Annotated in this window: 7 protein-coding genes; 6 read left to right on the top strand and 1 reads right to left on the bottom strand. The window is 50.5% G+C overall.

From position 1 onward, the window contains the following. Window positions 1-19 precede the first annotated feature (19 nt). Genes OIM59_RS09405 through OIM59_RS09390 form a run of 4 tightly spaced genes read left to right on the top strand, consistent with a single transcriptional unit; the run spans window position 20 to window position 7033 of the window. Window positions 20-2332, top strand: a complete 2313-nt coding sequence (locus OIM59_RS09405; protein ID WP_299168790.1) for an ABC transporter permease — start codon at window positions 20-22, stop codon at window positions 2330-2332. 39 nt (window positions 2333-2371) lie between these two features. Beyond that, window positions 2372-3919 carry a TlpA disulfide reductase family protein gene (locus OIM59_RS09400; RefSeq protein ID WP_299168793.1) on the top strand — a complete coding sequence of 516 codons (1548 nt, stop codon included), beginning with the start codon at window positions 2372-2374 and terminating at the stop codon, window positions 3917-3919. A gap of 23 nt (window positions 3920-3942) precedes the next feature. Then, complete coding sequence (locus OIM59_RS09395) at window positions 3943-6315, top strand: ABC transporter permease (protein WP_303896387.1); 2373 nt, start codon at window positions 3943-3945, stop codon at window positions 6313-6315. 43 nt (window positions 6316-6358) lie between these two features. Beyond that, window positions 6359-7033, top strand: coding sequence for an ABC transporter ATP-binding protein (locus tag OIM59_RS09390; RefSeq protein ID WP_072542899.1), 675 nt, complete (start codon window positions 6359-6361; stop codon window positions 7031-7033). Between the two features lie 18 nt (window positions 7034-7051). On the opposite strand, the gene OIM59_RS09385 is transcribed toward OIM59_RS09390, so the two are convergent. Further along, complete coding sequence (locus OIM59_RS09385) at window positions 7052-7948, bottom strand: AraC family transcriptional regulator (protein ID WP_299168799.1); 897 nt, start codon at window positions 7946-7948, stop codon at window positions 7052-7054. A 223-nt stretch (window positions 7949-8171) separates the two neighbouring features. Here OIM59_RS09385 and OIM59_RS09380 point away from each other — a divergent pair, with 223 nt between their 5' ends. Beyond that, window positions 8172-9290 carry an efflux RND transporter periplasmic adaptor subunit gene (locus tag OIM59_RS09380; RefSeq protein WP_299168802.1) on the top strand — a complete coding sequence of 373 codons (1119 nt, stop codon included), beginning with the start codon at window positions 8172-8174 and terminating at the stop codon, window positions 9288-9290. A 9-nt stretch (window positions 9291-9299) separates the two neighbouring features. After that, the gene (locus tag OIM59_RS09375) at window positions 9300-12443 is read left to right on the top strand and encodes an efflux RND transporter permease subunit (protein WP_303896385.1); all 3144 of its coding nucleotides are present in this window, start codon (window positions 9300-9302) and stop codon (window positions 12441-12443) included. The last annotated feature ends 27 nt before the right edge of the window (window positions 12444-12470 follow it).

Genomic DNA, 12470 nt, shown 5'->3' with positions numbered 1-12470 from the left:
CTTTAAGAGATATAAAAAAATGGTTGCACATTATTTGAAAGTGGCTTTCCGCAATTTGTGGAAATATAAGTTTCAGCATATAGTCTCGGCTTTGTGTCTGGCGGTAGGCGTCTTGGCTTTTTCGCTTATGATTCGTTTTGTAAGCGTAATGAGTGAAAAGGCTGATTATATAGGAGGCGAACGGGCTATGCAACTGAATATTAGTAAAAAGGATTTTGCCGGTGATATTCCTTTCTATGAAGAAGATGTCCGGAGGCTGGAAAGCCAGGTTACAGGTATGCTGGATTCTATCTCAGCCTTTTCCTATGAGGCCCATATAGACGTGGAGGTGGTAGGAATAGATGGGAATGAAACCCCGTATCAGGTGACTTATAAAACGGCAAATCCTTCAGCTTTTCTGTTTTGGAAATTACCTTTGCTTTATGGGGCCCGCTTGCCGGAAAGAGAAGATGAAATCATTGTGTCTGCTGCTTTTGCTCGAAGGATAGCTGGCGGTGACAATCCGGTCGGTCGGGTGGTCCGGATTGCTTCTCAGACTTCCGCCAACGGTATTACGGATTATTCGATTGTGAATGTAGTGGCCGAAAATGAAAAAGGCGGCTCGCCGAGGACAGAATGTTGGTTCCCTTTGTCATTGAAACCGAAAGCGTGGCTGCAAGTCTATGCTCTTTGTGAGCAGGGAGTGTCTCCGGAAGCGCTGAAAAAGCGTTTGGCGGGGATGAATTGGATACGTGGAGAGGAGGTGATGCATGTGAAGGCCTTTTCTTTAAAAGAACTGGAGGAAAGCAGGAATATAGACTTGGCCCGTTTTTTCTTGCTCTTCATTTCTTCCTTGATTCTGCTGTCGGGACTGATTAATTTCCTGAAGTTTACATTTCAAATGTTTTATGCCCGTCAGCGGGAGCTGGCTTTACGTAAATGTGTGGGCTCCGATTCAAAAGGTATCTTCTGGTTGTTGTTTTCTGAAGTGTTCATCATGCTGACCATTGCCTGGTTCCTTTCTTTGATAATGGGAGAGGTGGCAATTCCGCTGGCCCGTACTTGGTTGCCTTCGGAGAATATAGTCTGGATGTCTGCTTCGTCTGTCTACGGTCTGCATACACTGGTGTATTTGGGTACCTTGTTGCTTTGCGTTCCTCTGTTATTGATTCCGGTGTGGCGGGTGCGTAGAGTGAGTCTGATTCATCAGATTCAGTTCAATCGCGGGAAACATGTTTTTCGTTCCCTGATGATTGGGGTCCAACTGGCGGTGTGCATTTTCTTCCTTGGAGCGGTGATGGTGGTGCATTTGTCATATACAGAACTGTTTGGAAAGACTTATGCTCCTTTGGCTACGGCAGAAGAGGAACGGAGCCTTTCTCTTTCTTTGGATACGGAACGTATTCGTCAACATTGGGATGAGATTCGTTCAGAACTGACTGCTTTGCCTGAAATTGAACGTTTGGTTACACTGGGGGATGAAACTTTAGATGGAAATCTATCTTCCTATCTTTATACCTCCTATCAGAAGGCAGATCATTCAGAGGTACGGGTTGCTGTAGCTCAGGGAGATCCGGCTTATTTTGATTTTTTCCATATTCCGCTGGCTGGGAAACGGATGGATGCAGAAGCGGAAGGGTATGTATATGTCAATGAGGCGTTTGCCCGCTTGTTACAGGCTGAACATGCAGAAGGTACGGTGATGCTTGATGGAAGAAGTTACCGGATTGCAGGGGTGTATCATGAACTTTATAAGCAGGTGATACTGGATGGACGGATGAACTTGTCGGTATTCTTCCCTTCTTCTCAGGCAACTACTTGTTTGCTGAAAATAGCATCCGGTAGCGAGGTAGATAAAGTAACGAAACGAGTGATTGCTTTGTGTCGCCAGTATGTTCCGGAGACCTTGCCGTTACACATTCGAAAGTTCAGTGATGTCCGGCAAACAGACACAGCTACCATCGGAATGATGAAATATGCCATGGGAATACTGGCAGGCATTAGTATCTTGCTAGTGGTTTTGAGCGTATATTCATCGGTGGTGATGGATGCGGAAACCCGACGAAAGGAAGTGGCCATTCGTAAAATAAATGGGGCTTCCCCATGGAACATCGGTTTGCTATTCGCACGAGGGTATGCCTTGATTTTTCTGATAGCTTTCGGGGTGACTTATCCGGTGCTGAGGCTTGCCATGATTCAGGCATTGAGCGATTCCGGCTTGCAGTCCGTTTACGGTTGGGCTTGGGGAGTCTGTCTGTTTGTCGTAGTTGCCTGTTTGGTGGGACTGACTGCATGCTGGCAAATATTCCGGGTGATGCGGTTGAATCCGGCAGAAGAAATCAAGAGGGAGTGATATAATAATAGTATAATAACCTAAAATGAATAAATAACCATGAGAAAGCAAGTATTAGCCTGTCTGCTCTTAGGTGCATTGGGAGCGCAGGCACAAGAGAAATTTGTGGTGGAAGGACAGTTGAAGCACATTCCCGACGGAACCGTGTTCAGTTTGATGAAGCGAGAGGGGAATGTAGGGAGTATGGCGGCTACCGACACGTTGCGGAACGGCACATTCCGTTTTGAGCTGACTACCGCTGGAAACGGGCTGGAACGCTATGATTTGATGGCACATGACAAGACGAGTTTTCCACCCATGTCGCTCAGCTTGTGGGTGAATCCCGGAAGTCGTTTGCTCGTACAGGGAGAAAATCCGTATATTTACTCTTGGAAAGTAGAGAGCGATGTGAAGGAACAACAGTTCCAGCAGCAGCTGATGCAGGCTTCCCGCAAGGAATGGGAAGAGTTTCAGCGGTTGTCCATGCAGAAGTTTGAGCTGATGAGGTCGGCTGCACAGGGAGGAAACAAGGAACAGGCTCGTGCAAAGGTAGACAGTCTGCAACAACTGACGGATAAGGTGAGCGATCAGATTACGCAGCATACTATCGCACTTATGAAACAGTCGCCGGTCAATGCCGTCTGGATGGATGAACTGTACCATATGGGGATGTCGGTGAAGTTCCGTAAAGACTATCCGTATAAGGAAGACGTGCAGCAGTTGTACGACCGTCTGGATGCCGCACAGAAAGAGACTTTTGAAGGGAAGAGCGTGTACCTGACTTTAAATTCGCCGACCGTGGTCAAGGCGGGCGAGGAAGCTGTCGATGCGGATATGTATGATTTGGAAGGCAAGGTTCACCACTTGGCAGAGTTTCGCGGAAAATACGTCCTGCTGGATTTCTGGAGCCGGGGATGTGGCCCTTGCATGATGTCGCAGCCGGAGCTGAAAGAAATCAGCGAGATGTACAAGGACAGCTTGGAGGTGGTCAGTTTGAGCATTGAGAACCGGAAAGGATGGGAAGAGGCTTCTAAAGCGCATGCCATGACTTGGAATAACTGGAACGATTTGGAGGAAACCAATGGATTGTATGCCCGTTATGGCGTCAGAGGTATTCCCCATTTTGTGTTGATTTCTCCGGAGGGAAAGGTAGTTGACAGCTGGAGTGGATATGGAAAAGGGCTGTTGAAGCTGAAAGTCAAAGGCATGTTGGCTCCCAAACAGCCGATGCGTATCGAATGGAAAGACGGTCACAAACTGGTGCATCATCCGCGGAAGAAAACAGAGAAAGTGGATGTGCTGACCATCCGTCAGGTGGAACTGACAGACTCGGCTACGGTGCTTCGCGTGCATGCACGGTATATTCCAAACTATTGGATTCGGCTGGACAAAGCGACTTTCTTGATGTCGGACAAGGGGGTGAACTATCCGCTCCTGCGCAGTGAAGGTTTCGCGATAGACGAGCAAGTGTTTATGCCCGATAGCGGAGAAATGGATTTCACGCTCTATTTTGCTCCGCTGCCGAAAGATACCCGTTGGTTTGACTTTTCGGAAGGCGAGCACGTGGAAGGGGGATACTATATCGAAGGTATCCGTCTGACAGAATAATAACGTACTAAAATTGACAATGGATGATACTGAATGTCACACTGAAAATGATTTTGCGAAGCTGGTGGCGGAACAAGGTGTTTTTCCTTGTTTCGGTAGCCAGTCTGGCATTGGGATTGGCCTGTACCAACTTGCTGGTGACGTACTTTGTGCATGAGCATGGGTTGGAAGGGCATAATCCGGACCGTGGCCGTATGTTTTTCCTGCGGCAGGATGACCCGATGACGGAGGGGAAACGAGTGGCCTTTGCCGGAGCAGAGATTCCTCCACAGCTGAAGCAAAACTATGCCGAGGTAGAGGATTTTCTTCGGTTAGGGAAACTGGATTTGCTTTACTGCAAGGTGAACGAACAGAAGGTGGAAGGTGATTTTAAGATGTTGTCGGCCGATACGACCCTGACGAGCTTTTTTGATTACTGTACGGAAGAAGGTAGTTTAAGTCAGGTACTTTGTCAACCGGGAAAAGTGGCGTTGAGTGAGGCTTGTGCCCGTCGCCTTTTCGGAGAGAAACAAGCGGTAGGAAAGCAGGTGGAGGCACATTTCCGCTTTGGAGAGGTCCGTACGTACGAAGTGGCGGCAGTGCTCAAGAAACGCGAACAATCACTTCTGCAGTTTGATATGCTGATAGCACACGACCCTGATTTCTTCTGGGGTGGTCTTACACTGCTGAAGCTGACTCCGGGTACGGATGCTGCTCGTTTGGCTGATAAACTGAATGTGGACAAGGTGCCTACACTGATGCCCGGTCAGACGAAATATTACTTGGACCCGCTGGATGCCATTTGTTTCACGACTCCCGACGATGCTTCTCAGCAGACGCTCGACTTTGTCAGTCAGACACCTGTCCAGACTCTCTACATCAGTCTGCTGGCAGCCGTACTGATACTGGTCATTGCCTGCTGCAACTATACCAACATGAGTTTGAGCCGCTTGCTGCAACAGCTGCGTATGATTCATGTGGAGAAATTGATGGGGGCTACCTTGCGCAATATCCGTCTGCAACTTTTCGGGGATGCTTTCCTGACGGTGGTACTGGCGTTCGGGCTGTCCATTTTGCTGGTGAACGATTGCTTGTCACTGTTTAATGACTTGTTGGGTTCGCGGTTGACCATGACGTTCTTCTTCAGTAGTCAGATGCTGCCGTGGTTGCTGTTGTTTATTCTGTTGATGTCGGTAATACCGGCCTGGTATATCAGCTATCGCTTGTCACGCTTGTCGTTCACGGAATACCGTACGCTTTACAGTGGCCGGCGCAAGCAGCGATTTGTGGCAGTACTGGTAACGGTGCAGTTTGTGATTTCCATCGGTTTGTTGCTGGCTACGCTGACAGCCCGCAACCAGATGGAACTGACCCGCCAGCGGGCTTCGCGTTACGAAGGCTGCATTGAGATAGGGGATGCCTTTGGAGCTCCGTTGGCTCCTTTCAAGGCGGAACTGGAGAAACGGGTGAAAGGCATTGAATCCATGACACTTTCCAAGGCTTCGGTACTCAGTGCCTGGATACGTCAGTTGAACGTGCAGCGTCCCGGTGGAAAGGAAGTGCGTACCAATCTGCTGACCTTGGAAGGCGACTCCACTTTATTGCGTACCTTGCGCATTGAACAGTTGAGTGGAGAATCTCCTTCCCGCTTGTTGGAGCGTCAGGTCTCTCCGGTATTGGTGAACGAGAGTTTTGTCCGGCTGTTGGTGCCTGTGGGTACGGAAGTGGTCGGACATGCCTTGCGTGAGTTCGAAAGGGAAACACAAGACAGCTTGGCTGTGATAGGTGGTGTGGTGCGTGATTTTTCCGTCAATTCACTGGAGGAAGCCGTAACGCCCCTTGTCATCACACTGCTGTCGGCAAGTGACTTGCAGAAAGGATTCTATCTGCAGCTTCGTCTTCGTCCGGAAAGCCGTGAGGAGGCCTTGCGGCAGATAGAGACGGTATGGAATGAGATGAATCCCAACCAGCCTTTCAGATACACGGACATGCATCAGGAGTTTATGGCACGCAATCAGAAAGTGCTTTCCTTGTCGCATATCCTGACGTTCTATGCTGTCATTGGTCTGTTGCTGACAGGTTTCGGGTTGTTTGGTATTGCCTGGTACGCCACCCGTCAGCGGATACGTGAAATCAGCATCCGCAAGGTACATGGAGCGACACGTGGGCAAATCATTTGGCTGCTCAACAAGCCGTTCTGCCTCTATGCTATCGTAGCCTATGTGGTGGCCATGCCCGTTGGCGGGTGGCTCATGCTGCATTGGCTGGAGCAGTTTGCCTACCGTGCCCCGCTTTCGGCCGGTATCTTTGTGTGGCCGTTGCTAGTGGTGTGGGGCGTTTCAGCGCTTATCGTCTGTCTGCAAGGTTGGATATTGAGTCGGGTAAATCCGGTAGAGTGTATGAAACAAGATAATTAATAATAAATAGTCAATAAATGTGATTCAATTAAATTTTAAGCGTATGATTAAGACAGAAAATTTACAGAAAGTGTTCCGCACGGATGAGGTGGAAACTTGGGCATTGAATAATGTAAGTATCGAAGTAAAAGAAGGGGAGTTCGTGGCCATTATGGGCCCTTCCGGTTGTGGAAAATCTACCTTGCTGAACATCTTGGGATTGCTGGACAACCCCACTGGCGGAAAGTATTACCTGAACGGGGTGGAAGTGGGCAGCTACACCGAATCGCAGCGTACCTCCTTGCGTAAGGGCGTGATTGGCTTCGTGTTCCAGAGCTTCAATCTGATTGATGAATTGAACGTATATGAGAACATCGAACTGCCCTTGCTGTATCTGGGAGTGCCTTCGGCAGAACGTAAGCGGAAGGTGGAGGCAGCCATGGAACGGATGGGGATTACGCATCGGGCCAAACACTTCCCGCAGCAGTTGTCGGGCGGTCAGCAACAGCGTGTGGCCATTGCCCGTGCGGTAGTGTCGGGCCCGAAACTGATTCTGGCCGACGAACCTACCGGTAACCTGGATTCCAAGAACGGACGGGAAGTGATGGGGCTGCTGACCGAGTTGCACAAGGAAGGCACTACCATCGTGATGGTGACACACTCGCAGCACGATGCCGGTTTTGCCGACCGCGTGATCAACCTCTTCGACGGACAGGTGGTGACGGAAGTCAACCTGTAAGGAGCAGGTTGTGTCTTTCTATAACTGTTTCTTGAACCGGCCGGGCGACATGCCGCTGTGACGCTTGAAGAACTTGCTGAATGCGGCCTGGTCGGCGAAACAGAGTTTTTCGGCCACGTCCTGTACGGTATAGGCTGGATTGAGGAGGCAGATTTTGGCCTCTTCCATCAGGCTTTCATTGATGAGCTGGTTGGCCGATTTATGGTAGGCCTTTCTCAGTTTGGCCGACAGGGCATCGGGTGACACACAGAGCTGGTCGGCATACCATCTCACGGTGTGATGAAAGCGGCAGTGGGTATGCATCAGGTAAAGAAAGCGGGGAAGCGTATCGTCCCATGGGAGGACGGGCTCTTCTTCGCTTTCCTGTTTATAGGTACGGAAAATGATGTTCCAGATTTCCAGTACCAGGGAACGGAGCGTGTTCTCCAGAATTTCATGCTGAAAATTGTTTTCTGTCTGTGCAAGGGTGTGCCGCAGGATATCGAACAGGACACCGATACGGGAGATGTCGTCTTCCTTTAGCGTAAGGAAGGGCGCTTGTACATATCGGTAAATGTAAGGCGTAACCCTCGGTCGGATACATTCTGCCGCCTGCAGGAAGAGTTCCCGGCGGGTGATGAGCAGGCGACCTTCAAACTGGGCATCGGTTTTCAGATCGGTCCATTGGTGAGGTTCGATAAATTCAATGTAGGCGGGAGCCTGGATAGCCATGCGCCCCTCGGGCATTTGCAGACTGAGTTCTCCTTTTAGCATGAGCAGGGAAACCGTGTGCTGGGTGTCGATGGTACCCTTCCGGAAAACCTCTTCGCCTTGTACATGAAAAAGGCCCATCAGCTCGTTGTAAATCATTCCTTCCTCTTTTTCCCCTTCGGAAGACAATGGCTGAAGCCATTTGGTAAAAGCATATTCTCTCATCTTATTGTATGGTTGTATTGTATTTGCGCGTCTAAAGTACGTACATAAATCTATGTCTGAAAGTCTTTTTGTATGTTTTAGAAATCGTAAACAGAATAAATGCTAAAGAGAGGATTCGGACAAATGTTCTTAGGATTGGGACAAATGCCTTGGTAGAGCAGGCTTCTAAATTTGCACTTGCTATAACAACAGAATGAGTCAAATCAACTAAAAAGAGAACAAGATGAAAAAAGCATTTGTTTTTGTCGGAACGTGTCTTGTGATTTTGCTGGGACTGCTGACGGCTTGTACACAGTCGGCCGGTACTTCGCAGGAGGGCGGATACAAGACCATGACCGTAAAAAAAGAGAATCGTCTTCTCACCAACAGCTACTCGGCGGTGGTAAAGGGAAGGCAGAGTGTGGAAATCCGTCCGCAGGTGAGCGGTACGATTACCGACATTTGCGTGAAGGAAGGGGCCAAGGTGCAGAAAGGGCAGGTGCTCTTTGTCATCGACCAGGTGCCCTATCAGGCAGCCTTGCAGACGGCAGCGGCCAATGTGAAGAGTGCGGAAGCGGCGGTAGCTACGGCCCGTCTGACCTCGGACAGCAAGGAGGAACTCTTCAAGGAAAAGGTGGTTTCTGATTTTGACCGCCAGACGGCACGGAATTCCTTGCTGGAAGCAGAAGCCAGTCTGGCACAGGCCAAGGCAGCCGAGACCAATGCCCGCAACGACCTTTCTTATACCGTAGTACGAAGCCCGGTGAACGGAGTGGCAGGCATGTCTTCCTATCGAGTAGGGGCCTTGGTCAACTCGTCCATCACCACTCCGCTGCTGACGGTCTCCGACGACGAGGAAATTTATGTGTATTTTTCCCTTACAGAAAACCAGATACTGTCGCTGGTCCGCCAGTATGGCAGTGTGGAAAAGGCGTTGGCGGGCATGCCTAAAGTGTCGTTGTTGCTGAGCGACGGTACGGCGTATGCCCATGAGGGTACGGTGGATGCCATCAGCGGTACCATCGATACGGAAACCGGAGCCATCAGTCTGCGGGCTGTGTTCCCCAATCCGGAAGGCATGTTGCGCAATGGAAGTACGGCCACGCTGGTACTGCCTTATACCAAGAACGATGTGCTGGTGGTTCCGCAGGAAGCCACTTTCGAAATCCAGGACAAGGTGTATGTGTATAAGGTGAACAAGGAAGGCAAAGCCGAATCGGCTCAGGTGACAGTCTTCCCGCTGAACAACGGACAGGAATACATTGTAGAGAGTGGCTTGCAGGAAGGCGACGTGATTGTGGCCGAAGGTGCAGGATTGATTCAGGAAAATACGCAGATTCTTTCCGTACATACTGAAAAATAGGAGGGTGCTATGAAACTGAAGACTTTTATCGACCGGCCTATCTTGTCGTGTGCCATTTCCGTGCTGATTCTGATATTGGGAATCATCGGTCTGAGCAATCTTCCCATGGAGCAGTATCCCGACATTGCACCGCCTACCATCATGGTGTCTACCACTTATACCGGTGCCAATGCAGAAACGGTGCTGAAGAGTGTCATCGCTCCGCTGGAAGAAGCCATCAACGGGGTAGAGAACATGACATATATGACTTCCACGGCAACCAATACGGGGTCGGCTTCCATTACGGTGTATTTTGCGCAGGGAACCGATCCGGACATGGCGACCGTCAACACGAAGAACCGTGTGTCGGAAGCAGAAGGACTGTTGCCGGCGGAGGTAACCAAAGTGGGAGTTACCGTGGAAAAACGCCAGAACAGTATGGTGAAGATTCTGGCATTGTACAGTCCCGACGACAGTTACGACCAGAATTTTATCAACAACTATTTCAAGATTAACGTAGAACCTCGTCTTTCCCGTATCACGGGCGTCGGAAATGTGAACGTGATGGGAGGGGATTATGCCATGCGTATCTGGATGAATCCCCAGAAGATGGCCCAGCATCAGCTGGTGCCAGCCGATGTCATCGCTTTGCTCGACGACCAGAACGTGGAAGCGGCTACAGGTACGCTGGGCGAGGATTCCGAAAATACATTTCAATACACGCTCAAGTACCGGGGTCGGTATGAAACGGCAGAAGAGTTTGGCAACATGGTGCTCAAGGCCTTGCCGACAGGTGAAGTGCTCCGCCTGAAGGATGTGGCCGAAGTGGAACTGGGTGCCCAGACTTATGCCTATAACAGCCAGATTGCGGGCCACCCCGGTGCTACGTGTATGATTTCGCAGACCGCCGGCTCGAATGCCAACGAGATTGTGAAGGAGGTGGATGCTTTGATGGCAGAAATCTCGAAAGACTTGCCCAAAGGGCTGGTGCTGACCGACCTGATGAGTACGAAGGACTTCCTGGATGCGTCGGTGCATGAGGTGGTGAAGACCTTGATTGAAGCCATCATTTTGGTGGTATTGGTGGTTTATTTCTTCTTGCAGAGTGTACGTTCCACCATCATTCCGTCAATCTCTATTATCGTGTCGCTGGTGGGTACGTTTGCCTTCCTCTATGTGGCCGGATTCAGTCTGAACCTGCTGACCCTCTTTGCCCTGGTACTGGTGATTGGTACGGTGGTGGACGATGCCATCGTGGTGGTGGAGGCCGTGCAGGCCAAGTTTGACGAAGGTTACCGCTCTCCTTATAAGGCGACGGTGGCTGCCATGGACGGCATCTCTGCAGCCATTGTCACTACCTCATTGGTATTCATGGCGGTATTTATTCCTACTTCGTTCATGGGAGGCACCAGTGGGGTGTTCTACACGCAGTTCGGTCTGACCATGGCGGTGGCAGTGGGTATCTCGGCCATCAATGCCTTGACCCTCAGTCCGGCATTGTGTGCCCTGATTATGACGCCCCACATGGACAAGACGACGGGCGAGAAATTGAGCTTTTCTTCCCGTTTCCACCATGCCTTTGAGGCCTCGTTCAACCGCTTGGTGCTGAAATACAAAAATGGCGTTTCGTTCTTCCTGCGGCGGAAATGGATTGCCTGGGTTTCCTTGGTGGCAGTTTGTGCTTTGTTGGTTTTCTTCATGCGGACCACAAAGACGGGACTGGTGCCGGATGAGGACATGGGTACGGTCTTTGTCAATGTGACCATCCCTCCCGGAAGCAGTCTGGCACAGACCCGCAAGACGATGGGAATGATTGACAAGCGTATCCGTGAGATTCCGCAGATAAAGACGTATTCCAATGTGACAGGTTACAGCATGATGGGCGGACAGGCCGCTTCGGGAGGAATGCTGATTATCAAGCTGAAGCATTGGGATGAACGGGAGAAAGCAGAGGACAATATCAATGCGGTGATTTCTGCCATCTATCAGCATACGGCAGACATTAAGTCGGCCAAGATTTTTGCCTTTGCCCAGCCTACCATCATGGGATACGGTATGGGTAGCGGTTTCGAGATGTATGTGCAGGACCGTGCCGGAGGCAGTGTGGACGATTTGCAGAAGTACACCCAGAATTTCATTGCGGCCCTCAACAAGCGTCCTGAAATTTCCATGGCCTACACCACTTTCGATACGAAGTTCCCGCAGTATATGGTAGAGGTGGATGCCGCGAAGTGCCAGCGGGCCGGTGTCACCACGTCCGATGTGTTGAGTGTGCTTTCCGGATACATCGGTGGTAACTATTCCTCTAACTTGAACCGTTTCTCCAAGCTGTACCGTGTCATGATTCAGGCACGCAAGGATTATCGTCTGGACAAGGAGTCGCTCAACAACATGTTCGTACGGACCGAAAGCGGGGCCATGGCACCCGTGGGACAGTTCATCACCCTGACCAAGGTGTACGGGGCAGAAACGCTGACACGGTTCAACATGTACACTTCCATTCCGGTGAACGGAATGCCGGCCGACGGATACAGTTCGGGAGATGCCATTGCAGCCATCGAGGAGGTGGCAGCGCAGACTTTGCCTACCGGCTATGGGTATGAGTTCAGCGGTATTACGCGTGAGGAATCCGGCAGTACGGGAAATACCGTGATTATCTTCATTATCTGTATCGTGTTCATCTACTTGATTCTGTGCTCATTGTATGAGAGTCTCTTTATCCCGATGGTGGTGATTCTGGCCGTGCCTTTCGGACTGATGGGAAGCTTCCTGTTTGCCAAGTGCTTCGGATTGGAGAACAACATTTACATGCAGACCGGATTGATTATGTTGATTGGTTTGCTGGCAAAGACAGCCATCTTGCTGACCGAATACGCTTCTGCCCGTCGCCGGCAGGGAATGAGCATTGTGCAGGCTGCCGTGGCGGCTGCCGGAGTCCGTCTGCGTCCGATTCTGATGACGGCGCTGACCATGATTATCGGTTTGTTCCCGCTGATTGTCGCTACGGGAGCCGGAGCCAACGGAAACCGTTCGTTGGGTGTCGGTACGGTAGGAGGAATGCTGGTCGGTACGGTAGCCCTGCTGTTTGTGGTGCCGGTGTTGTTTGCCGTGTTCCAGGTGATTGAGGAAAAGGTGATGCCGCGCCGACATAGAGAAGAGGATACGGATGCCTGAGGTCCGGGCGGAAATAGTTAATCTACT

The sequence above is a fragment of the Bacteroides mediterraneensis genome, from assembly GCF_025993685.1.
GTDB lineage: Bacteria > Bacteroidota > Bacteroidia > Bacteroidales > Bacteroidaceae > Phocaeicola > Phocaeicola mediterraneensis_A.
This window is presented reverse-complemented; position numbering and strand designations above follow the sequence as displayed.

Bases quoted from the DNA above. Each gene is read 5' to 3' on its own strand.
- OIM59_RS09405 (WP_299168790.1), top strand. From the start codon at position 20: ATGGTTGCACATTATTTGAAAGTGGCTTTCCGCAATTTGTGGAAATAT.
- OIM59_RS09385 (WP_299168799.1), bottom strand. From the start codon at position 7,948: ATGAGAGAATATGCTTTTACCAAATGGCTTCAGCCATTGTCTTCCGAA.
- OIM59_RS09380 (WP_299168802.1), top strand. From the start codon at position 8,172: ATGAAAAAAGCATTTGTTTTTGTCGGAACGTGTCTTGTGATTTTGCTG.
- OIM59_RS09390 (WP_072542899.1), top strand. From the start codon at position 6,359: ATGATTAAGACAGAAAATTTACAGAAAGTGTTCCGCACGGATGAGGTG.
- OIM59_RS09375 (WP_303896385.1), top strand. From the start codon at position 9,300: ATGAAACTGAAGACTTTTATCGACCGGCCTATCTTGTCGTGTGCCATT.
- OIM59_RS09400 (WP_299168793.1), top strand. From the start codon at position 2,372: ATGAGAAAGCAAGTATTAGCCTGTCTGCTCTTAGGTGCATTGGGAGCG.
- OIM59_RS09395 (WP_303896387.1), top strand. From the start codon at position 3,943: ATGATACTGAATGTCACACTGAAAATGATTTTGCGAAGCTGGTGGCGG.